At 70.2% G+C, this 23926-nt stretch carries 27 protein-coding genes; 7 read left to right on the forward strand and 20 right to left on the reverse strand.

From position 1 onward, the window contains the following. Positions 1 to 27: 27 nt before the first annotated feature. The 3 genes from J7F03_RS21595 to J7F03_RS21605 form a co-directional block, all read right to left on the reverse strand. On the reverse strand, positions 28 to 216 hold the full coding sequence (locus tag J7F03_RS21595) for a DUF6381 family protein (protein ID WP_214951834.1): 189 nt from the start codon (positions 214 to 216) through the stop codon (positions 28 to 30). A 210-nt stretch (positions 217 to 426) separates the two neighbouring features. Next, on the reverse strand, positions 427 to 1632 hold the full coding sequence (locus J7F03_RS21600) for an aromatic acid exporter family protein (protein ID WP_214951836.1): 1206 nt from the start codon (positions 1630 to 1632) through the stop codon (positions 427 to 429). 189 nt (positions 1633 to 1821) lie between these two features. Continuing rightward, positions 1822 to 2199, reverse strand: a complete 378-nt coding sequence (locus J7F03_RS21605; protein WP_214951839.1) for a hypothetical protein — start codon at positions 2197 to 2199, stop codon at positions 1822 to 1824. 300 nt (positions 2200 to 2499) lie between these two features. On the opposite strand from J7F03_RS21605, the gene J7F03_RS21610 reads away from it, so the two are divergent. Then, the gene (locus J7F03_RS21610; protein WP_214951841.1) at positions 2500 to 2862 is read left to right on the forward strand and encodes a transglycosylase family protein; all 363 of its coding nucleotides are present in this window, start codon (positions 2500 to 2502) and stop codon (positions 2860 to 2862) included. Between the two features lie 218 nt (positions 2863 to 3080). Here the strand turns inward: J7F03_RS21610 and J7F03_RS21615 are convergent, their stop codons facing one another. Next, complete coding sequence (locus tag J7F03_RS21615) at positions 3081 to 3674, reverse strand: hypothetical protein (RefSeq protein ID WP_214951843.1); 594 nt, start codon at positions 3672 to 3674, stop codon at positions 3081 to 3083. After that, the gene (locus J7F03_RS21620; RefSeq protein WP_214951845.1) at positions 3671 to 4042 is read right to left on the reverse strand and encodes a PadR family transcriptional regulator; all 372 of its coding nucleotides are present in this window, start codon (positions 4040 to 4042) and stop codon (positions 3671 to 3673) included. Before J7F03_RS21620 ends, J7F03_RS21615 begins: the two co-directional genes overlap by 4 nt. A 280-nt stretch (positions 4043 to 4322) precedes the next feature. Between J7F03_RS21620 and J7F03_RS21625 the strand changes: the two genes are divergently transcribed. The 3 genes from J7F03_RS21625 to J7F03_RS42025 all read left to right on the forward strand — a co-directional run bounded on the left by J7F03_RS21625 (position 4323) and on the right by J7F03_RS42025 (position 6895). Next, positions 4323 to 5561 (forward strand): MFS transporter, encoded by a 1239-nt coding sequence (locus J7F03_RS21625; RefSeq protein WP_214951847.1) that lies wholly within the window; start codon positions 4323 to 4325, stop codon positions 5559 to 5561. Positions 5562 to 5730: 169 nt separating this feature from the next. Beyond that, positions 5731 to 6597, forward strand: coding sequence for an AraC family transcriptional regulator (locus tag J7F03_RS21630; protein ID WP_214951849.1), 867 nt, complete (start codon positions 5731 to 5733; stop codon positions 6595 to 6597). A 175-nt stretch (positions 6598 to 6772) separates the two neighbouring features. Next, positions 6773 to 6895 carry a hypothetical protein gene (locus tag J7F03_RS42025; RefSeq protein ID WP_285440478.1) on the forward strand — a complete coding sequence of 41 codons (123 nt, stop codon included), beginning with the start codon at positions 6773 to 6775 and terminating at the stop codon, positions 6893 to 6895. Positions 6896 to 7108: 213 nt separating this feature from the next. Here the strand turns inward: J7F03_RS42025 and J7F03_RS21635 are convergent, their stop codons facing one another. The 7 genes from J7F03_RS21635 to J7F03_RS21670 all read right to left on the reverse strand — a co-directional run bounded on the left by J7F03_RS21635 (position 7109) and on the right by J7F03_RS21670 (position 13013). After that, a complete protein-coding gene (locus J7F03_RS21635) occupies positions 7109 to 7495 on the reverse strand; it encodes a hypothetical protein (RefSeq protein ID WP_214951850.1) in 387 nt (128 codons plus the stop codon). A 143-nt stretch (positions 7496 to 7638) separates the two neighbouring features. Next, on the reverse strand, positions 7639 to 8322 hold the full coding sequence (locus tag J7F03_RS21640; RefSeq protein WP_214951917.1) for a DsbA family protein: 684 nt from the start codon (positions 8320 to 8322) through the stop codon (positions 7639 to 7641). Positions 8323 to 8393: 71 nt separating this feature from the next. Next, positions 8394 to 9707, reverse strand: coding sequence for a methyltransferase domain-containing protein (locus tag J7F03_RS21645; RefSeq protein ID WP_251072243.1), 1314 nt, complete (start codon positions 9705 to 9707; stop codon positions 8394 to 8396). Beyond that, a complete protein-coding gene (locus tag J7F03_RS21655; RefSeq protein ID WP_214951852.1) occupies positions 9704 to 10543 on the reverse strand; it encodes an iron-containing redox enzyme family protein in 840 nt (279 codons plus the stop codon). The genes J7F03_RS21645 and J7F03_RS21655 overlap by 4 nt, the downstream gene beginning before the upstream one ends. Beyond that, complete coding sequence (locus J7F03_RS21660) at positions 10537 to 11304, reverse strand: dihydrodipicolinate synthase family protein (protein ID WP_251072244.1); 768 nt, start codon at positions 11302 to 11304, stop codon at positions 10537 to 10539. Before J7F03_RS21660 ends, J7F03_RS21655 begins: the two co-directional genes overlap by 7 nt. A 22-nt stretch (positions 11305 to 11326) precedes the next feature. After that, the gene (locus J7F03_RS21665) at positions 11327 to 11839 is read right to left on the reverse strand and encodes a DUF6190 family protein (RefSeq protein WP_214951856.1); all 513 of its coding nucleotides are present in this window, start codon (positions 11837 to 11839) and stop codon (positions 11327 to 11329) included. Then, positions 11829 to 13013 carry a pyridoxal phosphate-dependent aminotransferase gene (locus J7F03_RS21670; protein ID WP_308379865.1) on the reverse strand — a complete coding sequence of 395 codons (1185 nt, stop codon included), beginning with the start codon at positions 13011 to 13013 and terminating at the stop codon, positions 11829 to 11831. Before J7F03_RS21670 ends, J7F03_RS21665 begins: the two co-directional genes overlap by 11 nt. Positions 13014 to 13396: 383 nt before the next feature. Between J7F03_RS21670 and J7F03_RS21675 the strand changes: the two genes are divergently transcribed. Beyond that, entirely contained in the window at positions 13397 to 13984 is a 588-nt protein-coding gene (locus J7F03_RS21675) for a helix-turn-helix domain-containing protein (protein WP_308379866.1), read from the forward strand. 126 nt (positions 13985 to 14110) lie between these two features. Here the strand turns inward: J7F03_RS21675 and J7F03_RS21680 are convergent, their stop codons facing one another. Both J7F03_RS21680 and J7F03_RS21685 read right to left on the reverse strand, forming a co-directional pair. Then, positions 14111 to 14689, reverse strand: coding sequence for a YceI family protein (locus J7F03_RS21680; RefSeq protein ID WP_214951862.1), 579 nt, complete (start codon positions 14687 to 14689; stop codon positions 14111 to 14113). Between the two features lie 52 nt (positions 14690 to 14741). Beyond that, a complete protein-coding gene (locus J7F03_RS21685) occupies positions 14742 to 15074 on the reverse strand; it encodes a rhodanese-like domain-containing protein (RefSeq protein WP_214951864.1) in 333 nt (110 codons plus the stop codon). 95 nt (positions 15075 to 15169) lie between these two features. Between J7F03_RS21685 and J7F03_RS21690 the strand changes: the two genes are divergently transcribed. Then, complete coding sequence (locus tag J7F03_RS21690) at positions 15170 to 15625, forward strand: helix-turn-helix domain-containing protein (RefSeq protein WP_308379868.1); 456 nt, start codon at positions 15170 to 15172, stop codon at positions 15623 to 15625. A 420-nt stretch (positions 15626 to 16045) separates the two neighbouring features. Here the strand turns inward: J7F03_RS21690 and J7F03_RS21695 are convergent, their stop codons facing one another. The 6 genes from J7F03_RS21695 to J7F03_RS21715 all read right to left on the reverse strand — a co-directional run bounded on the left by J7F03_RS21695 (position 16046) and on the right by J7F03_RS21715 (position 22877). Next, entirely contained in the window at positions 16046 to 17347 is a 1302-nt protein-coding gene (locus J7F03_RS21695) for a pentapeptide repeat-containing protein (RefSeq protein ID WP_308379869.1), read from the reverse strand. 77 nt (positions 17348 to 17424) lie between these two features. After that, positions 17425 to 18291, reverse strand: coding sequence for a serine/threonine-protein kinase (locus tag J7F03_RS21700; protein ID WP_214951866.1), 867 nt, complete (start codon positions 18289 to 18291; stop codon positions 17425 to 17427). A 179-nt stretch (positions 18292 to 18470) separates the two neighbouring features. Further along, positions 18471 to 20615 carry a bifunctional polysaccharide deacetylase/glycosyltransferase family 2 protein gene (locus tag J7F03_RS21705; protein WP_251072245.1) on the reverse strand — a complete coding sequence of 715 codons (2145 nt, stop codon included), beginning with the start codon at positions 20613 to 20615 and terminating at the stop codon, positions 18471 to 18473. A 37-nt stretch (positions 20616 to 20652) separates the two neighbouring features. Further along, positions 20653 to 21210 (reverse strand): hypothetical protein, encoded by a 558-nt coding sequence (locus J7F03_RS41145; protein ID WP_251072246.1) that lies wholly within the window; start codon positions 21208 to 21210, stop codon positions 20653 to 20655. 75 nt (positions 21211 to 21285) lie between these two features. Next, complete coding sequence (locus tag J7F03_RS21710) at positions 21286 to 22158, reverse strand: hypothetical protein (protein ID WP_214951868.1); 873 nt, start codon at positions 22156 to 22158, stop codon at positions 21286 to 21288. Then, complete coding sequence (locus tag J7F03_RS21715) at positions 22155 to 22877, reverse strand: RNA polymerase sigma factor (RefSeq protein WP_374104374.1); 723 nt, start codon at positions 22875 to 22877, stop codon at positions 22155 to 22157. Before J7F03_RS21715 ends, J7F03_RS21710 begins: the two co-directional genes overlap by 4 nt. 258 nt (positions 22878 to 23135) lie before the next feature. On the opposite strand from J7F03_RS21715, the gene J7F03_RS21720 reads away from it, so the two are divergent. Continuing rightward, complete coding sequence (locus tag J7F03_RS21720; RefSeq protein WP_214951872.1) at positions 23136 to 23837, forward strand: LPXTG cell wall anchor domain-containing protein; 702 nt, start codon at positions 23136 to 23138, stop codon at positions 23835 to 23837. Positions 23838 to 23926 lie beyond the last annotated feature (89 nt).

Raw genomic sequence — 23926 nt, forward strand, 5'->3', positions numbered from 1 at the left:
CCGGCGGGGCCGCCCGTCAGCGCGCCGCTACATGGGGTCCATGGTTCCGCTGCCCCTGCCGTTCTCCTGCTCGCTCTTCTCCCGGATGCGCAGGGCCTTCTCCGTCAGCCGCTGTCGCTCCGCGGGATCGGTGGCGTGCTGTGCCGCCTGCTCCAGTTCTTGAGCCTTGTCACGCATCTGCCGGGCACGGTCGCTCGGCTGGTTCTCGCCGCTCATGATCAATCCTCGTTTCGGGGAATGCGGGTCCCTCCAGCCAAACAGCGCCGGCGTTCGCCCGCCACCGTAGCGAGCGGGCGCCACCACGGCGGCGCTGCCCGGCACGGGCGACCCGGCGGCGGCGGCACGCCCGGCCCGTCCCCGGCTACCGCCGTGTCACCCACGCCTTCACCGACCAGGTCGATACGCCTCTTGGCGTAATACCAGGGCTCACCTCGACATCCCACGCAGGCGGCCACGCAGGCGGCCACGCAGGCGGCCCGTGCGCCGGGAGCGGGCGTGGCGGTCGAGTTCCTCCAGCAGGCGCTGGGATCGCGTGTCGACGTCCAGCTCGTCGAGGACCCGGTCGATCTCCGTGAGCAGCGCGCCGCGCAGCTGCCAGTGCGCGGGATCCTCGCGGGCGCAGGCCAGCAGCAGGTCCGCGAGCCGGTCGCGGTGGGCCCGGGCCACGGCCAACTCCCCGGTCAGGCGGGACTCCGCCTCTTCCGCGTTGGCGCTGACCTGAGCGGTGATCAGCTGGGCGAAGCTCTCCACGGCGATCGCCGTGTGGCGCAGCACCTGCTGGAGCGCGGCCGCGGTCCCGGCGTCGAAGAGCGGAGCGTCGGGGCGGGCCTTGGCCAGGTCGGCCAGCGTCCGGCAGGCCACGCGGAGCACCACCGCGCAGATCTCCAGGGTGTCCAGGCCGGTGCGCAGCACCAGCCTGAAGAGCAGGCCCTCCTTGACCCGCGGATTGAGCCGGAGGCTGTCCTCGGCCTGCCGGAGGGCGGCGTCGACCTGCGCGATGTCGTTGTCGAGCCGCCGCGCCTCGTGCAGCCGGGCCGCGGCCTGTTCGACCTTGGTCGGTCCGGGCAGTTCCTCGCCGAGGTGGTCGAGCAGTCGGCTCATGCGCAGCGCGAGGTCGGTGATCGCGGCGCCCGCCGGGCCGACCCAGAGGGGCGGTGCCAGCAGCAGGTTGACCAGCAACCCGACCACCGCGCCGATGACCGTTTCCAGGACCCGGTCCCAGGCGGTGTCCGTGACCTGGGTGACCCCGAGGACGAGCATGGCGCTGATCGCGACCTCGGGCACGAATTCGTCGACCCGGACCAGGTGGCCCACCACCAGGGAGGCAAGGATGAGCAGGCCGAGACTCCACCAGGTGAGGCCCACCAGCACGCTGAAGCCGATCGCGATCAGGACGCCGACGACCACGGAGTTCACCCTGCGGATGCTGGTGGTCAGCGTGGAGTACAGAGTGACCTGGACGACGAGCAAGGCGGTCAGCGGGGCGGTCAGCGGGTTCGGCTCACTGCTCAGGCGGAGCGCGACGGCGTAGCTGATGACTGCCGCGGCGGTGGACCGCAGGGCCTGGACGGCGACGGGCTCGCGGCGGCGCCGTGCGACACGGGTGACAAGCCTGCTGATCATTTCGGGCATGTCCGGACACCTTCCCGCGACGTCGCCGGATGACGCATGGCGGGGCGGTACTTTCTCCGGCCCCCAGCGGGGCGACGGCGACCGCTTCCCGGTCCGGCCGGCGGCCGGGGGCCGGGTCGCGCGGGAGGTCCGCGGGACCTTCGGTGATGTCCTGGGGCGGACGCTGAGGGAGGAGCCCGCGCCCCGTTCCTACGGACCCTCGTCGTAGGTCCCCGCCTCCACCTCGAGGGCGAGTTCCTGGAGGACCTCGATCGCGGAGACGTCCGTCCGTCCGCTGTCGTGCGCGATCGCGAGGCTGGTGAACGCCAGGCTGAATCCGGAGACCATCGTGTGCAGTGCCGGGCCGAGGGCCTCGGCAACCAGCGCCGCCACCTGCTGCGGCGACGCGTCGGCCGGCACACTGATCGACGGCAGCATCTCGTTCAGAAGCATCGTGGCCACTCCGGCCGTTGCCGCCGGGCCGTCTCCGCCGCCGGTGTCCTCCTCGCCCGTCTCGACGGCCCGGCGGATGTCCTGGGCCTCGGTGAGGATGCCGATCACTCGCTTGAGTACCTCTGCGCGTTCCACCTTGTGGAGCGTAGTCCCGCTCCGGACGAACGGCTGCGTACCTTCCGGGCTCACATGTGAGCCCCCACACGTTCCTGAACAACGCGACGCCGCCACCCGGTGGAACGAGCCGTATCCCCGCCGCGGCGGTCTCACAGGGGCCGTGCAGCGTCCGTTCGGGTGGCGTCATGCCTTCACCGACGGCAAGTGCCGCTGGAAGCACGTCGGTCCGTGCTGTGCTGTGGCCACGGCCCCAAGAAGGCCGTACGCGGGCCCGCCCGCTGTTCGTGGCAGGTCCGCCCCAACAGCGAAGGAGGACTGATGTCACGCCACCCGAAGGACCGGCGAAGCCGGAGCACGATCGGTCAACTACTGGTCTCCACGGTCTTGTTGACCGTGGTCCTACTGGACGCCTCCGGTGCTCACGCCGCAGCGGTCCACTCCAAACCGAACCCCGACTGGGGCGCCATCGCCCGGTGTGAATCCGGCGGAAACTGGCGGGCGAACACCGGCAACGGCCATTACGGCGGATTGCAGTTCACCCAGTCGAGCTGGAACGCGGCAGGAGGCCGCAAGTACGCACCGCGCGCCGACCTCGCCACGAAGGCGGAGCAGATCGCGACGGCGAGGAGACTCGCCAAGATGCAGGGCATGGGGGCCTGGACCTGCGCACGCCGCCGCTGAAGGGCAACTCCCCTACAGGACGGGCAGGGCCGCGCTGTAGGGGAGGTCCTGATCGGACGCGCCGACGGTCGGCAACTGTTGCCGACCGCGTCCCTCTTCCCGCCGCACCGCCCCTGGCAGTTGGAGGCGTGATCGCCGACCCGCGGCGTCGTTCCCGGGAGGAGCGGCCGCGGCCCACTGCCTCGGGCGGAGCGCCGTGTCGGCGGCTGAAGGCCTCCCTACCGGGCCCGGCCCTCCGGTGCGCGGAGGAGGCGCACGGCAGCCACCGCGGGCAGGACGATGCCCGCCGTCATGAGGACGAGCAGTTGCATCGGGGTGGTGCCCTTCGAGAGGACGCCGGTGGCCGCGCCGAGGGCGAGCACCCCGGGGGTCGCGAGGGCGAGGGCGGTGACCAGCAGCTTGGTTCCGCGCTGCCATTGCGCGGAGGTCCACAGCAGGATCAGGCCGCAGAGGAGGGCGATCCCTCCGACCAGGGAGCCCGACAGGCCGGCCAGGCCCGTCACGCCGATCAGGACGGCGGTGATCACGGTCCGCGATCGCGTCTGGGGGCGGTCGGTGGCCCGCGGTGCGGCTCCGTGTGGCGCGCCTGCGTCTTCCTCGGCCAGTGCGGCAGCGACGATCACGTCCGGGCTGCCGAGCTGTTCGAGAGCCGCTCGTACGGTCTTCTCGTCGGTGGTGTCCTTGACGGCGAGGTCGAGGTGTTCGCGCAGGTCCGCGATCAGCTCGTCCCGGCGAGAGGCGGGCAGGACGTCGGCCTCTTCCGTGAACGCGGCCAGGTAGGCCGTGACGAGGGGGTGTTCTGTGCCGTTCACGCGGAACCTCCGTCGAGTGGGGTCAGGAAGTGGTCGACGCCGTCGCGGAAGAAGGGCCAGCTCTCGCTGAATTCGGCGAGAGCCGCCCTGCCTGATGCCGTAAGCGTGTAGTAGCGGCGTGCGGCACCGGTTGCGGAGTCACGCAGCTCGGTGTCGACCAGTTCCTCCCGGCGCAGCCGGGACAGCAGGGGGTAGATCGTGCCTTGACTGGTGGTCATGACGCTGACGGCAGCCAACTCGTCGAGAATCTCGACGCCGTATCGCGGGCCGTCCCGGAGCAGCGCGAGGACGCAGTACTCGAGCACGCCCTTGCGCAGTTGGCTGGCTACCTTGCCGGTCGGCTCTCGTCTTGCTTTGCCAGGAACCATGCAATGCATGCTACTGCGGCAAGTTCCCGTGATCAACCGCTCCCGGCGGCGTCCCTGTGCGGCACTCGACGGCGGTGGGGCTGGGAGCCGCAAGTATCTTGACGTCAAGATTAATCTCGGGCAGGCTACCGCCAGGTATCTCGACATCGAGATACTTTCGTGGGGGATTCGGAGGCCTGGGATGTGGCGGCGCGGTGCGGGAAGCCGGAAGGAGCGCCAGGATCGGCCCGGCCTGGTGGCGCAGTTGCGTCGGCCGCCGGGGGGCCGGGATGCCCGGATCATGTTGCTCGCCCAGTTCCTCGACCGCGCCGGTACGGGAGTGTGGGCCGCCTCCTCGGTCCTGTTCTTCACCTTCGTCATCGGCCTGGACGCCGGTCGGCTCGGCCTCCTGCTGGGCGCGGCCGCGGTGGCGGGGATCGCCGGATCACCCCTGGCGGGCCACCTGGCCGGCCGTTTCCCGGTGCGCTCCTTGCTGATCGGCTGTCACCTCCTGCGCCTCGGCACCCTCGGCACCCTGCTCGTGGTAACCCGCTTCGACGTGCTGCTGCCCGTGGTCGCCGTCACGTACCTCGGCGACCGCGCGGCCAAGACCCTGGAAATGCTCTTCGCCACGCGCGCGGCAGGTGAGCGGCGAGCCACCTACCAGGCGCTGTCGCGCAGTACGGCGAACGCCGGTTACGCCCTCGGCGCGGGCATCGCCGCGGCCGGTCTCGCCGTGGGAACCCGCGAGGCCTACCACGCCCTGATCCTGGCCAACGCACTGTCGTTCCTCGCGGCTGCCGCACTGGTCTGGCGCACCCGAGAGCCGCGCGGCCACGGGCGCGTGGCCGCGCGCACCGGCGATACGGCGGCAGCGGCGGGCAAGCCGGGCGCGCCGAGCCCCTGGCGGGACCGCGCCTATCTGCGCTTCGTACTGCTCGACATACCGATGAACCTGGACGACTCGATCCTGAGCATCGGCCTGCCGCTGTGGCTGGTGGACCACACCGACGCACCGCACGCCCTGGTCCCGGCCTTCCTCGTGATCAACACCGTGCTGGTCGTCGTACTCCAGCTGCGCGTGTCGGAGAAGGTCCAGGAGCCGCGCCAGGCCGCGACAGCGGTCTTCCTCTACGGGCTGACGATGCTCGCGTGCTGCGCCCTCCTGGCCGGCACCGCGGGGGCCGGGGCCGGGGCCGCGTCGATCGCGCTCCTCGCCGCGGCGGTCCTGGCCACCGCGGCGGAGCTGATGCGTTCGGTGAGTTCCTGGGAGCTGGCGGTCTCGCTCGCGCCCGCGGGGGCGAAGGCGTCCTACCTGGGCGTGGCGGGCATGGCCCAATCCATCCAGAAGTCCGCCGGACCGCTGCTCCTGACCGGTGCGGTGATGACGGCAGGCCCGGCAGGCTGGCTCGCTCTCGGCGCGGCGATCGTGACCCTGTCGGCCGTCCAACGCCGCTGTTCCGTCGGCCGGTTGGACACCGTGCTCGCCCCACCCGCCCCCGCCGCACCGTCGGGAGGTGCTCGCCTGCACGCGCCCTGACGCTCCCGGCCCCCCTGCATCCGGGGCGGCGATATCGGATGCTGTCAGTAGCCTGGCGCCATCGCCATCGCCATCGCCATCGCCATCGCCATCGCCATCGCCATCGCCATGACGGCGAGCGATTGCCGGCTCTGTACGCCCGTAGCCGCGGGAGGGAGGGGGTGTGCCGGTGGTCGCGAGCACAGGCACGGCCGGTCAGGGAGTCGAGGTGACGCGGGTGGGTGGCCGGTGGCGGGTGACCCGGCCGTGGCCCTCCCAGTTGCGCCCGTTCGTGCACAGCTATGCCGGCTACTGGGAGGCGGCTGCCTCGCCCTATCGGGTGCGGCTGGTTCCCACGGGGCGAGCCGTGCTGGTGATCAGCCTGGGGGAGCCGTTCGCCCAGATCCGCCGGCTGGGCGACGCGAGCCCGAACAGTCAGGTGACCGGCTCGCTGGTCGCCGGTCTGGAGGACGGGCCCCGGGTGTGTGACCACCCCGGTGGCCAGGAGGCGATCCGGCTCGAGCTGACCCCGCTCGGCGCCTATCGGCTGTTCGCCGTGCCCATGAGCGAGTTGACCAACAGGGTGGTCGAGCTTCGCGACGTCCTCGGACCCGAGGCCGGAGTGCTGGTGGAACAACTGGCAGCCATGGGCGACTGGGGAGCCCGGTTCGACCTGCTGGACATCGCGTTGTCGGCCCGTCTCGGGCGCGGCCCGTGTCCCGCGCCCGAGGTGAGCCACGCCTGGCGACTGCTGTCCCGCGCCGGTGGCGCGATCCCGGTCGGCGCGATCGCGGCCGAAGTCGGCTGGAGCCAGGGCCACCTGATCCGCCGGTTCACCCAACAGATCGGCCTGACGCCCAAGATGTCCGCCCGGGTACTGCGCTTCCACCGGGCCGCGGGGCTGCTCGCTCGAGAGGGTGCGAACCTCACCGAAGTGACCTCTGCCTGTGGCTTCTACGACCAGGCCCATCTCAACCGTGAGTTCCGTGATCTGGCCGGGACCACCCCCGGCCGGATGGCCGCCGCATGTGTGGCGGAGGGAGCCCTCGCCTTGTGAGAGGCGAGGTCAAATTTATCCAAGCCAGGCCGTCCACGCGTCGATAGTGTCCCCCTTCGTAGTCGATCAGGCACCCGAGCGCGTGGAACGCCCCTGCCGCGAGAAGGAGAGATCTCCGACCGGAAGTCGGGGGCGGACCGGGCAACGGTGAACCTGACCCAGAGGGGAGTACTCCATGGAAGACCTGCTGCGCATCCTCGTCGGCGGCGCGCTCACAGGCGGTTTGATCGGTTTGGCGGGGGCCTTCGGCCGACGCAACCGCAGACGTCGAGAGGGCGGTGACACGAACGGCCGCTGACGTCGGGCGGCCGGCCGGGCCGTGGCTTCCCACGCACGCCTGCCGAAATGGGAAGCGCCGCACATACGGGGGTTGTTGCGGACGGCTCACCGTGCGGCCGGCCACGTCGGGACCCCCGCATGCGCGCCTTGGTCACCCTCCCCGGTTCGGACGCCAACACCCCGCCACCCGGGTGGGGGTGACAGGGTGTCGGAAATGTCGTACGGGGGATGGTCAGCAGTTGGACGCGGAGGAGATCCGGACGGCATCCGCGTAGCGGGCCGGCTCGTCGTTGATGAAGGAGTGACTGCTGTTGTTCTCCACGCAGATGACCTTGCCGTCCGTCATGTGCACGTACACCACGTCGTCATTGCGGGTGTTCACCACATAGTCGGCGCCCCGGGAGCTGCCGGTGAACCACTGCCAGCCACTGGTCACCACCTGGTACTTGCCGGTCATCTTCGCGGCCGGGTTGCTGAGGTCGTCCAGATTGTAGAAGCAGACGTACGGATACGGGCAGGCCGGTGCGGCGGCCGCTGCCGCCGGGGCCAGTACCAGTCCGGCGCCCATGCCCAGCAGCCCGATTCCGGTGGCGACAAAGGATCTGACGGTGAGTCCCATACCGTGTTTCCTCCTGCGAGAGCCCGTGGTTCCCAGGGGGCGCGGGCGGGCCGAGGAGTCTGCCCGCGCCGGGTCGGGCGACAGTGTGGCAGATGGCGCGACGCGCCGACACCCTCCGTTCCGCTCCTCCCGCATCAGAGATCTCAGGCCAGCCGCGCGGCGTGCGCGAGGAGTTGCTCGTACACCTCCGGGCGGTCCCGGTCGATCACGGGGAATCCCTGGCCGAAGGCGCCGTTCAGCCAGTGCGCCTCGATCCCGGGGTTGGCCATGTCGGTCCCGTCGTGGAGGAACACGTGCGGGCTGCAGTTGACCCGGCCCTCGCGGGCCGAGTCGTACTGCGCCATCACGGCGGCCCTGGCCGAGCCCGTGTCCAGGGCCGCCGCGAGCGCGTCCACGTCGACGGCGCCCGCCCGGGCGGCCACGTCGAGGATGACGTGGCGCATCGAGATGCAGCGGCCCTCGGCCCAGAAGGCGCGGCGCAGCGCACGGTCGAGTCGCTCGCTGGCCTCCAGGGACTGGGACTTGGCCGCGTGGACCGCTTCGAGCGCGGGCAGGGTCGTGACCGGGTAGGTCCAGTCGGGCCCCTGCCAGAGCCGCCAGCCGGCCTCCGGTTCGAGCGCGCCGAGCACCGAGATCTCGGAGTCGACGCCGGGGCGGGCGTTGACCTCGCGGTTGAACAGCTCCAGGGGGAAGGCCCGGAAGTCGAACCAGATCCGGCCCTCCAGGCCCAGCTTGCGCCGGGCCTCGTGCAGCCGGTGCACGGCCACGTGGGCGAAGGAGCAGTTCAGGTCGGTGTAGACGCTGATCGTGTCGGGCGTCGCGGGCAGCCGCGGGTCCGCGGCGGAGTGGACGGCCGTCGTGGCCGTCGCGGCCGCTCCGGTCGTCGTGTTCGTCGTGGTCACGGGGTCCGACCTTCCTGATCGGGCTGGGTGCTGTGTGCGAACCGGGCGACGGTGACGTCCCCGGACCCGACCGACCCCTCCCAGCCGTAGACCTGCCCGAAGGATCCGGATCCGCCGGCCGCCGGGCGCCGCCTGGAGAAGGCGAGCGCGATCCGGTCGCCGCGCCGTACGGGTACGGCGTCCCGGACCGGCAGGTAGGCGTGCTTCCAGCTGTCCGAGGTCGTACGGGCCGCGGGGTCGCCGGGGGAGACGTCGTCACCGGAGATGTCCAGTGCCACGGTGTCCGAAAGGGTGGCCACGAAGTAGCCCTTGAATCCGGTGAACAGGCCGTCCCGCTGGACGGTGTACACGAGCGGAACCTCGTACGAGGTCTCGTGCGCACCGTGCGTCCCCTCGAAGGCGTACCGGCGGGCGAGCCGCGGCGCGGCGAGCTGGCCGCTCACCGGGATGATCGCGTCGTAGTAGAGGTCGAAGGCGTCCCGTGCCCCGCGCGCCCGCAGCAGCTCGGCGAAGTCGGCCGGGCTGCCGGCGTCCTTCGGAACCCCGTCGCTCAGCGCACTGTGGGCCGACTCCGCGGTCACGGGCACGAGATAGCTCTCCACGGCCACCGGAAGCATGGCGCCGCCCGGCCGAAGGAAGCGACTGCGGGCGTCGTCGAGGATCGCGACGCAGTTCTCGTTGTCGGCGAGGTTGCCCATGATCTCGGAGATGATGAGGTCCACCCGCTCGGGCAGCTCGATGTCGAAGGAGAACCCGGAGAGCGGGTGGAAGCGGTCCGCGAATCCCGCCTCGGTGAGCCGCCGCGTCGCGGTCTCGAGGATCTTCTCGTTGAGGTCGATGCCGTAGACGCGCGCGGCTCCCGCCTCCAGCGCCCACTGGGCCAGGATTCCGGTACCGGTGCCCAGGTCGAGAACGACCCCGCCGGGCCGGACCGCCTCGGTGACGGCCGCCTTGTACGCCTCCATGCGCAGCCGGTCGCCCAGCATGAGGTCGTGGAAGCCGTCGTCCCATTCGAGGAGGCGCTCGGAAGCCGGCAGCCAGACGTCCTGCGGCTCGTAGAGCTGCCCGAGCACACCCGTGTGGTGCACGGTCAGCGGCTGCGCCGACGGTCCGGCGACCGGGCAGCCGGTAGTGAGGTCGAAGCTGGTGCTGTGCAGGGGGCAGGTGATGCGCAGCGTGCGCGGATTGACGTGGCCGTGTACGAGGCGGCCGAGCCGGTGCGTGCAGGCGGCGTCGATCACGAACTCGCGGCCCGCGACGCGGACCCGGAGCCGGTCGCCGGGCAGTTCCTCCAGTACGGCGTCGTTCATGCCAGCTCCCGCGCCCGCTCGACGGCGGCGTCGAAGGCGCCGCCGATCAGCTGGGACAGCAGCAGCGCCCCGATCCAGAGCTTCGTGGCGTCGAGTCCGCGCGCGGCCTCGTACTCCTTGATCGCGGTCTGCATCTCCCGCATGTGGAAGGTGTCGATGTGCAAGTGCTCCGTGTAGTACTTGCCCTGCGCGAGGCCGAGCCGGGCGCAGGCGCGGGCCTGCACGGTGAAGGCGTCCGGGATGCTGGCCTCGAGGTAGGCGAGCGCGCCGAGGAAGTATTCGACGTGGACGGCGCGTTGCGTGAGCCAGTAGAAGACGTTCAGGAACTCGTACGTCTCGTCGCCCGTGGTGTCCAGGAAGCTTTCCAGCTCCTGCGGGAGCCCCAGCTCGGCGAGCAGGTCGAGATAGAGCTGCGAATGGGTCTGTTGCAGGTTGCCGCAGCCGAACTCGTCGATGAGGACCCGCATCACGGCCATCTGCGCGCGCATCGGAAGCCGGGGTATCGCCGGGAAGAAGTTCTGCGCCTCGGTCAGTCCGTCGAGCGCGAACTCCTTTACCACGTGGGCGAATTGCTCCCGCGTGGACTTCTCGGCGAGGAAGCTGCCGGCCGGGCTGCCCTCGCGTTCGCGGGCCAGCAGCTCACCGAGGCGCAGCTTCCACTCGGCGCGGTCGGCGAGCGGCGCGGTGCGGTCCGCGAGGTCGTTGACGAGGGGCTCGATCCACGCCGCTTCGAGCTCCTCGATCCGGGCGAGGACCGTGGAGGTCTGTCGCGTGCGGTTGAGGACGAACAGCCGCTTGTGCGGGCTGTCGGTCGGCTTCGGTGTCACGTTCAGCACGGAACCTCCCGGTCGGTCTCGATCACGGCGCGCCGCAGCAGCTCGGTCTTCAGCGAGCGGTACCAGTCGTCGCGTTCCAGGCCGTACCGCTCGCACGCGGCGTGCAGTTGCGCTGCCCGTTCCTCGCCGCGGTCGGTCAACAGGGCCTTGCAGAGCTTTGGTTCGATGTTGGCCAGCGCGACGACCCAGCCGTCCACGGGGCCGGACTCCAACAGGAGGTGTTCGAGCCCCTGCACGACGGGTACGCCCGGGCCGGCCGCGATCAGCGCGCGGGTGAAGTCGGTATCGCCGGCGGAGTCCTTGACCCCGGCCACTCCCGGCAGCGCGCAGACGCGCAGCAGCGTGTCGAGGTCGAGGCTGTTCCGGGAGAGGGCCGACTCGTGGTAGGCGACGACGGGCAGTCCGGCCCCGGCCACGGCCTCGAAGTGGAGGTACATCTCCTCCTGGGTCACGTCCGGCCCGTACGGGGTGGTGACCACGACCGCGGCCGCGCCGAGGCCGCTCGCGGTACGTGCGCGGGCGACGGCTTCGGCCGTCGTGGGCCGCAGGATGCCGGCGAGGACCGGTACGCCGTCGGCGTGCCGGACCACGGCGGCCAGCACGTCCCGCCATTGCCGGTCCGACAGGGAGCTTCCCTCGCCGGTGCTGAGGGCCGGCAGCAGGGCGTCCGCGTAAGGCCGTACGGAGGCGATCAGGCGGGCCGTGCTCTTCTCGTCGACCTCTCCCGCTCCGTCGATCGGGGTGACGAGTGCTGTGGTCATTCCGGTGATCATCGATCCTCCGTCACAGGGCTTCGGCGGGCACGCGCAGGGCGAGGGACTGCTGGTAGAGGCTCTCCAGCGGCTCCGGGAAGCGTGCCTCCGGCCCGTCCGCGCAGTCCGCCACGCGTAAGGCGAACCCGGTGGTGGCCGCCAGCCGGGGGCTGGCCGTATGCAGCAGGCCCTTGCGGTTGAGCACCATGCCGAGCAGCAGCCGCTCATGCGCCGGAAGCGTCCGGGGCGGTTCCGGGCCGGTGCCGCGCTCCACATCGGCCTCGTCGTAACCGAGGCGGCGGATGTCCATGACGGTGTGCAGATTGTCCATGAAAGGGTAGTAGGCGTCCTGGAGTTCGCGGGAGAAGCCCCAGACGATGTCGTCGCAGCGGCCCACTTGCTCCAGGCTCATGACGAGCCGGCCGGCGAGCCGGTCCACGAAGAAGGCCTTGCAGGCGCGGCGCACGTCCTCGTCCACGCTGTTCATGCCGAGGAAGAGCGCGGCGTCGGCGTACTCGTCGGCCGGGTGGGATTCAGACTGCATGGCGGTCGAGCACCTCACGCATCCGGGCCATGGCGTCGGCGAACACCTGCGGTTCGCGGGCGAGGGCGAACCTGACGTAGGCCTCGCCGCGGTCGGGCTGGCTCCAGTAGAAGAACCGGCCGGGCAGGACGTAGACCTCGGCCTCGGCCAGGAGTCGCTGCAGCTCGGTCGCCGTCAGCTCGGGGTGCTCGATCCTGGCCCAGGCGACGCTCACCTCGGCGACGGGCTCCTGGTACTCCAGGATCGTGCCGTCGATCGCCTTGCGTATCGCCTCGCGGTTCTGGGTGAGGACGTCGCGGATGGAGCCGAGCTGGTCGCGGGTTGAGTCCTCGACGTACTGCGTGAGCATGTTGAGCACGAACGGCGAGACGTTGAGCAGCACGCTGGTGTGCAGGTTGTAGACGTCCTCGCGGATGTCGTCGCTGGCCGTGATCATGGCGCACTTGGCGTCCTGGACGGGCCAGGTCTTGCCCGTGTCCTCGATGGCCAGGTACGAGATGCCGGAGCTTTCGAGGAGTTCGTAGATGTCGAAGCGGGCGAGCTTCTCGTCGTAGAGCGTGAACGAGGCGAAGCAGAAGTCGATGACCAGCAGCTTGTTGTGGTCCTTGCAGAAGCGGACGACCTCCTCGAAACCCTTGCGGCCGTGCTGGAGCAGCGTGAAACCGGTGGGGTTGTTGGGGTCGACCAGGAACAGCGCGTCGGTGCGGACCCGGCGCTTGAGCTCGGCGTAGATCCGCTCCGGGTCGTGGAGCGCGGACTCGTCGATCGGGTACATCGGTACGCCCATGTTGTTCAGGACGTCGTAGAGGTTGTCGAAGCAGGGCTCGACCAGCGTGACCGACTTCCGCTGCTGCTTGAGGTACATGCCGGCGACCATGGTCGAGATCGAAGCGGCGTACGAGAGCAGGGTCTTGTTCTTGGCCAGGGCCGTGGGCTGGCGGTGCAGGGTGAAGAACGCCTCGGTGAAACGTTCTTCGGCGGTTGCCTGAAGGCCTCGCTCCGCCTCGTACCAGAGCTCGGGCAGCCGGGCGACGATCTCGCGCTGGCTGTCCGACTGCTGCTGGTGGGTGTGGGCGTCGGCGAGGTTGAACCTGGTGCGCAAGGCCTGGATCTCGTGCTGCGTCAGGTCGAGGAGCTGGTTGTCCGAGCTGGCCGAGCTGGTGTGCGAGTTCACGGTTCCTCCGATCAGGGACGGGCGTGCCATGGGGAGTTCGCGCGGAGCGCTGTTGCTTCACGGTCGCGGACGGCGGGGTCAGTTGCCGTTCCGGCGGACTGGACATCCCCTTGGGAGGCCCGCACCCGATGGGGCGCAGGTGCGGCGGCCCTCGAGTTGTGTCATGGTGATCCCCCGTAAGCGGACTGCGGTCCGGTTCGGGACGACCTTGGCACATCAGGTTCTCGGGGGCAAGCGAATGAACGGCGAAGACCGGGAGACGGGACGAGGGGCCACCCCGGCCGCTCCGGCGCGAGTCGTGTCCGAGATGGGTACACTCGCGACCACCCACGTACCTACGAAGTCACGGACGAAGGCACAGCATGACCGCCGGGTCACATGAAGTGACCGAATCCAGCCGCCAGCCGGCCCGCGAGCGGGCGGATGCCGCCCGCAACCGCACCCGTATCCTCTTGGTCGCCGCGGAGCTCTTCAGGGAGCAGGGCGTCGACAACGTGTCGCTCGACGCCATCGCGACGCGCGCGGGCGTCGGCAAGGGCACGTTGTACCGCCGGTTCGGCAGCAAGTCCGGGCTCGCCGTGGCCCTCCTCGACGCGCAGGAGAGCGAGCTGCAGGACAAGATGCTGCACGGGCCGCCGCCCCTGGGGCCCGGGGGTGATGCGCGCATGCGGATCGCCGCCTTCTTCGATACGTATCTCGATCTGCTCGACACGAACCTGGAGCTCGTCAGGCTCTCGGAGACCACCGCGCCGGGCGTCCGCTACCAGATCGGCTCGTACTGCCTGTGGCAGCGCCACCTCTCCATGCTGCTGTCCGAGGCGCGGCCGGAGTTGGACGCGCAGGGCACGTCGCACCTCCTGCTCGCCATGGTCGACGCCGACCTTCAACAGGCTCTGCGCAGCAGTGAGTTCACCCCCGGACGCATCCGGGGAGCGCTGGGCGAGATGGTGCGGCGGGTCCTGGAGGCCTGAGCGCCACCCCGCAGGTACGGGTGGCCCCGGCACGGCGGGTGCGGGTGGTCCCGGCACGGCGGGTACGGGTGGTCCCGGCACGGCGGTGGCCGTGCCGGGACCGTCAGGTCGGCGACGCGCCGGGCGTCAGACCTCCCTGATCGCCTCGATCTCCAGCGAGAGCTCGATCTCCTTGGAAACCAGGATTCCGCCGGTTTCCAGGGCCATGTTCCAGGTCAGGCCCCAGTCCTCGCGGTTGATCCTGCCGTGAGCCGAGAAGACCGTGCGGTCGTTGCCCCACGGGTCCCTGGCGTACCCCAGGTAGTCGACCGCGAGCTCGACGCGCCGGGTCAGGCCCTTGATCGTGAGATCGCCGGCGAGTACGCCGCTCTTGCCGTCCCAGCTCACCGACGTCGAGGTGAACGTCGCCCGGGGGTGCTCGGTCACGTCGAAGAAGTCGCCGGACCGGAGGTGGTCGTCCCGAGTCGCGTCACCACTGTCGACGGTGGCCATGTCGATCACCGCGGTGACCTTGCTGTCCTCGGGCCGCTCGCCGATGTAGACGGTGGCGTCGACGCCGGTGAACCGGCCGCGCACCTTCGTCAACATGAAGTGCCGGCCGAGGAAGCCGACCTCCGCGTGCCCCGGGTCGACCTTCCAGTCGCCCACGGCCGGGAGCTCGACGCCGTCCACGGTGCGGGTCGGCGATGTTGCGCTACTGGTCATCGTCCGTTCCTTTTCCTCGTGTGCTCGGACGCCGGTGTTCGGGCGCCGGTGTTCAGACGCCGGACTCGGTCGGCAGACCGCCGCCGACCCAGTCCTCCTTGCCGTCCTTGTACGTGAAGACCTTCGAGTAGCCGAGCTCCGCGAGCCGCTCGGCCGCGATCCCCGAGTTGGAGCAGGTCGTGCCGGTGCAGTAGACGATGACCTCGGCGTCCTTGTCGGGCAGCAGGCCCGGGGCGAGCGCGTCGACGTCGTCGAGCGGGAGGAGCAGGGCGCCCGGCAGGTGCGCCTCCTTGTAGTACTGCTCCGGCAGGGCCTCGACGGCCGTGGCCCGGCCGCCGTCGAGCTTCTGCTTGACCTCGTCGCGGGAGAGGTTCTGAACTGCCATGTAGCCAGCCTCCGAAGATTTACGGATCAATAAGTGCGTACGCACGCACCTTAACAAGTGTGTGCGGGCGCACGCAATGGGGGTAGGATGACGGCGTGACCGGACAGGACGACCGACTCGAGGCGTGGCGAGCGATGCTCCTCGCGCACAACACCGCCGTACGCGCCATCGAAAGCGACGTCCAGCGCGACGGCCGGATCCCCTTGACGTGGTACGACGTACTGCTCGAACTCAAGGCGGCCGGAGAGTACGGGCTGCGCATGCAGGAAGTCGCCAACCGGGTGGTCCTCAGCCGTACCCGAGTGAGCAGGCTGGTCGACGAGATGGTGCGCGCCGGCCTGGTCGACAAGCTGCCCGACCCGCACGACAAACGGGCGTCCTGGGCCGTCATCACCCCAGAGGGTGCCGACGCCCTGCGCGCGACGGCGCCGGTCTACATGCGCAGCATCCGCAAGCACTTCTCCGCGCACCTCACGGAGGAGGACGCGGTGGTGATCGCGCGGGCCCTGTTCAAGGTCGCCCAGCCGGAAACCGACGTCCGGCTGGGCTGACCGGCGACCCGGGCGCGCGGCCTATAGGCCATGTATCGAAAGTGGATCTTGGGGTGTCAGATGATCGTGGGTCATGGCGCGGGGAGATCTTACGGACGAGCAGTGGACGGTGTTGGAGTCGTTGTTGCCGAAGGGGACCAGAGTGGGGCGGCCGCCTGTCTGGCCCCGGCGGTAGTTGATCGACGGCATACGGTTCCTGGTCCGGACGGGGGTTCCACCAGACAGGACCCGCCGCAGTCGCTGCTTGACATCCATAGGGGCATCAAGCTAGCGGTCCGTTACGAGGCGACTGTCCTCATCGCAGCTATCAACGAGTGGCTGTGACCCACGGCGGCCCTCATGCGGTGGGATCCACATTCCATGCCTCGGGCAGATCGCTGCCGCAACGACAGCACTCGCTCGTCAGAGTCGGGCCGGAGTTCAGCCCGTCCCGCCCTCGGGCGGCCGCAGGCGGCCCCATCGGACGTTGGCGTCGCTGAACTGTGCGTCGGCGAAGGCGACCCGGCCCCCGTTCACCTGGGCGCGGACGAAGGAGACCATGCCGCCGCTGAACCTGGCGTGGCCGAGCGAGACGGTGCCTCCGTTGAATCGCCCGTGGTGGAAGGTGACCGTGCTGTCGGTGAACTGCCCGTAGTCGAAGGTGACGTTTCCGCCGTCGAACCGCGCCGCGTAGAAGGTCACCGTACCGCCCGTGAATTCCGCGTCGTCGAGGGCGACGGCACCGCCCGTGAAGTGTGCGTGGTCGAAACTCAGCGTGCCTCCGGTGAACCGTGCGCGGCGGAAGGCGAGCGAACCGTCCTCGAGTCGCGCCCGGTTGAAGGTGACCGTGGCGTTGCCGAACTGCGCGTAGTCGAAGCCGACCGTGCCGCCACTGAACAGTGCTTCGTCCATAGCGAGCGTCCCGCCTCTGAGGCTCGCATGGTGAAACGTGATATCGCTGGGACCGAGCAGCGCGCCGCAGAAGGAAAGCGCGCTGCCGCTGAACTGCGCCGCGTCGAAGCTAACCGTACCGCCCTGGAATTGCGCGTCGTTGAACGTGACCGCGCCAGTGCCGAATCGTGCGCCGTGGAAGGTGACCGCGCCGTCGAGGAATCCAGCTTCGTCGAAGTTGATCAGGTCACCGACGAAGTCGGCGTCGGCAAAGGAGACACTGCCGCGAAACCGGCAGCCGGAGAAGTCGCCTCCGTCGAAGGTCGCGCGGGTGAAATCAAGAGCGCAAGTCGACCAGGAAGAGTCCTCCCGCGACTCCTGGAGGTGATCGCGGATGACGTTGATGATCGTCTGCCGTACCTCCCGTTCACCCCTCCTGTACTGGTCGGACTCCGGGTTCCATTCGTAGGGCATGCGCAGATAGGCGCACAGGACGTCCACGCAGACTTGGCGTTGCTCCACCCAGTCGTCGGCCAGCCGGGCCATCGCGTATACGCCGGCGAGGCGTACGGCCGAGCTTTCATGGCCGAGCTGACCGGCCGCCGTGCTGTAGCGCTCGGAGAACTGGGTCGCGTCCGCGCGGTGGGCGTCCCCTTCGGCGATGCGCTGCTTGCGATAGGCGTACACACCGGCGAGCACCGCACCAAAAACCGTCAGGATGGCGATGCTGAGCCTGATGCCGTCGGGAACGCCCAGGGTCTCCGTGGGTTCCGTCAGCCGGCGGACGAGCCAGTACGCCACGACGCCGGCCACGCAAACCACGACCACAGCCAGACAGACCACGATCCACACGGGCCAGAGGTCCGGCGCGTACCGACCGCTCGTATGCCGCCATCGGCGCGGCCACCAACGTCTCCGGGACATCGTTTCTAGCTCGGCCGACCGCCCGCGGCGGAAAACAACTCCGCCACGAACTCCCGGCATGAACCGTAACGATCCTCAGGGGCCTTCGCCAGCGCCTTCGCCATCACACTGTCGACGGCCGGCGCGAGCCCCGGACATCTCCCGGAGAGGTCCGGCGGCGGGTCGTATTGGTGCGCCCACAGCAGCGCCATGTCGTCGTCGCGCTGGAACACGGAGCTACCCGCAAGGGCCTCATATACGACGCAGGCGAGGTTGTACAGATCGCCCCGACCGTCTACAGGGCGGCCGGAGATCTGCTCGGGGGACGTGTAGTCCAAGGTGCCCACGAACTGACCCACCGTGGTGAAGGACGCCTCCTCCAGCGATGGTGCCGCCAGCCCGAAGTCCATGAGATACGCATAGTAGGGATCGTCGGCGACATCGCTCCTGGCCAACAGGATGTTGCCGGGCTTTACGTCCCTGTGTACGAGACCGTGCTCGTGCGCGGCGTCGAGCGCCGACGCCATCTGCGCGGCGATGCGCATCGCACCCGTCACCGGCAGCGGACCGTCCCGGTCCAGGAGAGCTCCCAAGTCCGGCCCGGAAACGTAACGCATGGCGATGTACAGGACTCCGTTGGCCTCTCCGGCCCCGAAGATCGGCACGATGTGCGGATGATCGATCGCAGCCGCCATGCGCGACTCATGGATGAAACGTCGACGGAAAGCGTCTCTGTGCGTCAACTCGGGGGCGAGCACTTTCAGGGCCACGGCACGGCCCAGCCGCAGATCATTCGCGCGGTAGACGACGCCCAATCCCCCGCGGCCGATCTCACGCTCCACCTGGTAGCCCGCGATTTGTGCACCGAGCTGAATGGGCTGATGTCGGGCCACCTGCCGAAAGTAGCATCCGGACGCCTCGGGTCGTTGGATACCGGTGAGGGCTGCGGCGCGATGTCAGGTGCGGACCGTCCTCTAGGCCCGCCGGCTGATGTCGGCGGCCGTAGAGCACCCGGTCTGCGCGTGCCGCGAGCCGACGGTCAGCTGACCGACCTCGAGTTCAGATGCACGGCCTAAGGCCGTGGCGGGGAAACGGGGACCTGGAGGCTTCCGTAGCGTTCCATTCGCTGCCAGCGCAGGCGGGATCCGGCGATCGCGGTGAACACGGACTGGATGACGACCAGGTACATCAACTGGCGGTAGACGAACTGCTGGAGCGGCAGGCTCCACAGCGGGCCGGGGCGCTCGTCGTCGAGGTGGAAGGCGTAGAGGCCCATCAGGACCTGAAGCAGGAGGAAGGCGCTCCACAGGCCCAGGATGCGCAGCGGATCGAGGAAGACCAGACCGAAGACGGCGGTCACGTCGACCACGGGGGCGAGCAGCGGCAGCAGGACCTGGAACATGAGCAGGTAGAGCAGGCCGCGGCGGCCGAGCTTTCCGGCCTGGCCCCGCTGGGTGAGGGCGCCGCGGTGTTTCCACATGGCCTGCAGGGTGCCGTAGCACCATCGGTAGCGCTGTTTCCAGAGGGCGCCGAGTGTGGCGGGGGCTTCGGTCCAGGCCTTGGCGCGTTCCTCGTAGACGACGCGCCAGCCGTCGCGGCACAGCGCCATGGTGAGGTCGGTGTCCTCGGCGAGCGTGGTGTCGCTGACGCCGCCGACGCGCAGGAGGGCTTCGCGCCTGAACGCGCCGACCGCGCCGGGGACGGTGGGCATGCATTCGGCGAGGTCGAAGAGGCGCCGGTCCAGATTGAAGCCGACGACGTACTCGATGTGCTGCCAGCGGCCGAGGAGGCCGCCGCGGTTGACGACCTTGGCGTTGCCCGAGACGGCGCCGACGCGGCGGTGGGCGAAGGGCTGGATGATCATGCGGACGGCGTCCGGTTCGAAGACGGTGTCGCCGTCGACCATGACGAGCAGGTTGCAGGAGGCCGCTGCGATGCCGGTATTGAGGGCGGCGGGCTTCCCGGCGTTCTGCTGGCGGATCACGCGCACACCCGGCAGGCGCAGGGCTTCGACCACGTCGGCGGTGCCGTCGGTGGAACCGTCGTCGACCACGATGATCTCCACCGGATGGTCCGAGGCGAGCAGGGAGCGCACGGCCGCTTCGATACCGGCGCTCTCGTTGTAAGCGGGGACGATCACGCTGACGGGTTCGGTGACCGGGGCTCCCCAGGGCTTGCGGCGCTCGCGCACGTGACGGCGGGCGGCGACGAAGACGGCCAGGGCGCGCAGCACGCTGATCGCACCGGCCGCCCACAGGAGCCAGGACAGTGCGGTGAGGACCCAGTCGCTGGCGCGCAGGGCGTTGATGAGGGCGGTGCCCTGCCACTCGTCCACGGTCGCCGCCTCGTGTGCGGCCGCGGGAAGGCCGGTCGCGTCGCTGACGGTGGCGAGTCGGAAACCTGCCGTCTTCAGCTGGGGGATGAGACGTTCGAGGGCGGCGACGGTCTGCGAACGGTCGCCACCCGCGTCGTGCATCAGCAGGATCTGACCGTCCGTGCCCTTGGGCGTGGCGTTGGCGAGGATCTCTTCGATGCCCGGGCGGCGCCAGTCCTGACTGTCCTGGGTGGTGAGGACCGTGAGATAGCCGTCCTGACCGGCTTGGGTGATGGCGTTCCAGTCGGCATCGCTCAGTGCGTCGTTGGCCGAGGAGTACGGCGGGCGCAGGAGCGGGGTGGTGACACCGGTAGCGCCGGCTATGACCAGCTGGCTTTCGCGCAGTTCCAGGGAACGGCGCCAGTCGGAGGCCGCGGCGAGGTCGGTGTGGGTGAAGGTGTGGATGCCGATCTGGTGGCCTTCGGCGACGATACGGCGCGCCAGTTCGGGGTGGGCGGCCACCTGGGCGCCGACGGTGAAGAAGGTGGCGCGGACGTCGTTGCGGCGCAGGACGTCCAGGATCCGGGGTGTCCAGCGGGGGTCGGGGCCGTCGTCGAAAGTGAGGGCGATCGTGCGGGGTTCGATGCTTGCCGTTCGCCCGGTGAATCCCTCGATGACAGGGCCGCCGGTCCGGATCTGCTCCGGGACGGTTCGCGCCGGACCGGGATCGCGGGGAGCGCCGTCGGCGGTGGTGTCGAACATGTGCTTGCTGTACCCCTGGAGCAGCAGGGCCGCCGAGAGGGTCAGGACGAGCGCGGTCAGCAGCAGCCAATGCGTGCGAAGGGGGACGTTGCGCACGGTGCTGTGCCGGCCGCGCGGGGGGCGGCGGCGGTTCTTGGACAAGGGGGGAGTGCTTCCTGCCTGTGCTGGTCCGGGCGGGTCACGGGTGAGTGGTCGGTTTGCCGACCTGGCCGGGCGCGGACGACGACCGGCCGTGGTTGGTCGGGCCGGGGGCCGGGGTGGCGCCGTTGCCGGGGGAGGGGGCCGGACGCGTCGCGGTGGGGGTGGTGGTGCCGATCGTGTTCCCGCGGGTGGGGCTCGCGGCGGACGGGGTCGCCGGCGCTTGGGCCGCGCCGCTCGCGGCCGTGCCGTCGCGCTTCGGCGGAGCAGTGGACGCGGTGGTCGCTGCCGCGGGGGGTGCTTTGCTCTGGGCGGCGTTCGGGACCGGCGGTGTGTGGGGGAGGGGCAGGAACGGCGAGGAGAGCGTGGGCCCGCCGAACAGAGAACTGACCAAGAGGACGACGTAGCCCGCGGCGGGAACGACGAGCAGCCACCCCAGGCGCCGCACCCGGCGCTGACGAATGCCCGAGGAATCGACGAACACGGGGCTGGGCGCGGCCCAGGCCCGCGAATCCGGTTCCGGCGCGCTCGGGGAGTGCCCGTGGATACGGGGTATCGGGATCGTGTCGTCGTCTGTGGAAGCCGGTTGTCGTTGCATCGGTGGACAGCCTCTACGGGGTGGCGGACGGGAACAGGGCGGGGTGCCGGGGAACGGGTCGTACGCCGCCCAGGGTTACGGGGCCGTCCCTGTGGGGCGACCCGTCGGCACGTCCCTGCGTGGCGGGGACGTGCCGGTGCTCGGCGGGCCTGTCGGATGGGTGTCCGGCCCGTGTTCGCCGAGGCGCGGTCCCGGAGACACGGGCCCCCGGCTCGGTTCGTGTTTGCCGGGACGCGTCGGGGAGGCGCCCCGAGCGCTGTCCGTCGGCACAGGCGTCGGCGAGGCGTCACCTTGCTCCGGCCGGCCGTTCAGGACGGGGGCGCAGTAACCCGGTACCTCGGACCGGCTTCCCGCCGCGGTGACCAGCGCGGCGAACCGGTGCTCGGACAGGACGTCGTCGGGGTCCGACCCACCGGCGCGGGCGGCGTGGGCGTGGGCGAACGCGCGGCACAGCTCGGCCAAGTCGGCAGGCACCGCTTCGGGAGCGCGCAGGAGAGCCCCCGGGGGCACCTCGCCCGAGTCCTGTGTGCCGGTTCCGGTGCCGGCCGTGGCGGAGGGGGCCGGGCGGGTGCGCTCGGGCGTGCCGCCCAGGACCACGGGCAGGTGGCCCGTGCCGGCCGCGACCGCGACACCGCCGAGAGTGGCCGCCAGTGCGGTGGCCGCGACCTTCGCGCCGAGGAGCATCGCCGGCGTGAGCATCGATCGCCTCCGGGACGTGGGTACGCGGACAGGGACAGTGGCAGGAACAGGCACGGGGTCGAGACGAGCGGCCCGGAACATGGCCATGGCTTCCTGTTCGCCGGACAGTTCGCTGTCGACCGCTGGAGCGGCGGCGGCGGCGAGCAGTCCCGCGAGGGCCTCGTGACCGTTCGCCGTGTCGGACCGGGCGCCGGCGAGCAGCCGCTCGGCCGTGGCGCGGTCGATCCGGCGGGATCGGTGGGTACTCATTTCGTGCCCTTCAGCGTCGGAGCCGTCGTCGGTGTCACTCGTGGGGCCAAAGTTTTTTCAGGCCGCTCGGGTTCGCCCGATTTGCCCCCGGTCCCCGTGGGGCCGGATCCCTGCTCTTCGAGGAGCTTGGCGAGCTTGCGCAGCCCGCGGTGCGATGCCATCCGCACCGCACCGGCCCGTTTCCCGAGTACCCGCGCGGCGCTGTCCGCGTCCAGGTCCATGACCACCCGCAGGAGCACGGCCTCCGCCTGATCGCGGGGCAGCCGCGCGATGAGGGCGAGCGCCGCACCGGTCCCCACCGTGACCAGCGCGGCCCCCTCGGTGTCCTCGTGCGCCGGCCGGTCGAGCAGGTACTCGACCGGCACGCTCAAGGCCGGCCGGCGGCGCCGACTGCGCAGCAGGTCCATGGCCCGGTTCCGGCCGATCGTCGACACCCAGCCGCGGAACCCGTCGAAGTCCCCGCTGAACGAGCCCAGGTCCCGGGATATCTGGAGCCAGGCCTCGGAGGCCACGTCCTCCGCCTCCTCACCGACGAGCACGCTCAGGTAGCGCAGGAGGACGGGCTGCACGGCCCGGAACAGGGCCTGGAAAGCCGCCTCGTCCCCCTGCTGGGCTGCTCTGACCTCGGCAGCCATGTCTCCCGGGTCTCGCTGCGCTCCCGGGTTTCCCGCTTCGCTGTCGGCCTCGCCGAACTCCTCCGCACTGTGCACGCGGCACATCATGCGGTATCTCGGTCCGACACTTCACGCGGATCCGGAGGCGGATGCCATCCGGCGTTGCCCGGGGAGCGATTGTTATATCGACCAAAGCGCCACAATCGACCACTCGGGCACAAAGGGTGTGTACGGCCCTTGACGTGGGAGCGGTGTCGTCAGCAAGCTGAGCGGCGCCACCCCCACGACCCCCCTTCCCTCATCTGTGCCAGAGGTATCTCCATGCCCAGTTCCCGCAGTCTTTGGGCGGCAGTAGCGGTCCCCATGGCGGCTTCGCTCGTCGTCGCCGCCGGTGCCGCATCGGCCTTCGCTTCCGACTCGTACACCATCCCCCTGCACCAGCAGGTTCCCCTCACCGCGGCCGGCTTCGGTTCGACGAAGCCCACCTGTGCGGACATCCCCACCTCGCAGGACGGCTGGCACTTCATAGCGCCGGGCAACCCGAACCAGATCGCCTTCGTGAAGCTGACGGTGACGTTCGAGCCCGGTGGCCCGAAGGAGATCACCACCTTCGATGCGCCGAACGAGAACCATGCCTACGTCGCCTCGGAGCCGGGTGCCAAGCTCGTCTCCGCGGTCGCCGAGGTGACGGGCGGCAGCCTGGAATGGTTCAACCTGTCGCACACCTGCCCGGCTTCCACCCTGCCGAGCTCGACTCCTCCCAAGACGCCGTCCGCGACCCCGTCGTCGACACCGTCTTCCACGACGTCCGGCACCCCTTCGGGGACCGTCTCGTCCCCGGCGGTCTCTTCCCCGCCCGCGTCCGTGCCCGCCTCGCCGGGTACGACCACCGGAGCACCGAGCACTACGGCTTCCTCCCCGGCCCCGGTGACGGGCGGTGCCACCACCGGTGGTGACCTCGCCAAGACCGGGTCGGACCTGCCGGTGGGTCTGCTCGCGGCCCTGGCCGGCGCACTGATCGCGGCCGGCGGCGTACTGGTCGTGCGCCGACGCAAGGCGCTCTAGCCACACGGGAAAACGCGGAACCGCGGACGCTCGGCCGGGAAACCCGGCCGAGCGCCCGCGGTTCGGTTCGCTTCGGCCGGGGTCTGGTC

The organism is Streptomyces sp. ISL-43 (assembly GCF_018614195.1).
Classification (GTDB): Bacteria; Actinomycetota; Actinomycetes; order Streptomycetales; family Streptomycetaceae; genus Streptomyces.

What these genes read in the sequence shown, in the direction of transcription:
- J7F03_RS21635 (WP_214951850.1), bottom strand. Translation starts at nt 7,495, where the DNA reads ATGGGACTCACCGTCAGATCCTTTGTCGCCACCGGAATCGGGCTGCTG.
- J7F03_RS21680 (WP_214951862.1), bottom strand. Translation starts at nt 14,689, where the DNA reads ATGACCAGTAGCGCAACATCGCCGACCCGCACCGTGGACGGCGTCGAG.
- J7F03_RS42025 (WP_285440478.1), top strand. Translation starts at nt 6,773, where the DNA reads ATGGAAGACCTGCTGCGCATCCTCGTCGGCGGCGCGCTCACAGGCGGT.
- J7F03_RS21595 (WP_214951834.1), bottom strand. Translation starts at nt 216, where the DNA reads ATGAGCGGCGAGAACCAGCCGAGCGACCGTGCCCGGCAGATGCGTGAC.
- J7F03_RS21720 (WP_214951872.1), top strand. Translation starts at nt 23,136, where the DNA reads ATGGCGGCTTCGCTCGTCGTCGCCGCCGGTGCCGCATCGGCCTTCGCT.
- J7F03_RS41145 (WP_251072246.1), bottom strand. Translation starts at nt 21,210, where the DNA reads ATGCAACGACAACCGGCTTCCACAGACGACGACACGATCCCGATACCC.
- J7F03_RS21610 (WP_214951841.1), top strand. Translation starts at nt 2,500, where the DNA reads ATGTCACGCCACCCGAAGGACCGGCGAAGCCGGAGCACGATCGGTCAA.
- J7F03_RS21645 (WP_251072243.1), bottom strand. Translation starts at nt 9,707, where the DNA reads ATGAACGACGCCGTACTGGAGGAACTGCCCGGCGACCGGCTCCGGGTC.
- J7F03_RS21685 (WP_214951864.1), bottom strand. Translation starts at nt 15,074, where the DNA reads ATGGCAGTTCAGAACCTCTCCCGCGACGAGGTCAAGCAGAAGCTCGAC.
- J7F03_RS21715 (WP_374104374.1), bottom strand. Translation starts at nt 22,877, where the DNA reads ATGTGCCGCGTGCACAGTGCGGAGGAGTTCGGCGAGGCCGACAGCGAA.
- J7F03_RS21665 (WP_214951856.1), bottom strand. Translation starts at nt 11,839, where the DNA reads ATGCAGTCTGAATCCCACCCGGCCGACGAGTACGCCGACGCCGCGCTC.
- J7F03_RS21600 (WP_214951836.1), bottom strand. Translation starts at nt 1,632, where the DNA reads ATGCCCGAAATGATCAGCAGGCTTGTCACCCGTGTCGCACGGCGCCGC.
- J7F03_RS21625 (WP_214951847.1), top strand. Translation starts at nt 4,323, where the DNA reads ATGTTGCTCGCCCAGTTCCTCGACCGCGCCGGTACGGGAGTGTGGGCC.
- J7F03_RS21710 (WP_214951868.1), bottom strand. Translation starts at nt 22,158, where the DNA reads ATGAGTACCCACCGATCCCGCCGGATCGACCGCGCCACGGCCGAGCGG.
- J7F03_RS21620 (WP_214951845.1), bottom strand. Translation starts at nt 4,042, where the DNA reads ATGGTTCCTGGCAAAGCAAGACGAGAGCCGACCGGCAAGGTAGCCAGC.
- J7F03_RS21660 (WP_251072244.1), bottom strand. Translation starts at nt 11,304, where the DNA reads ATGACCACAGCACTCGTCACCCCGATCGACGGAGCGGGAGAGGTCGAC.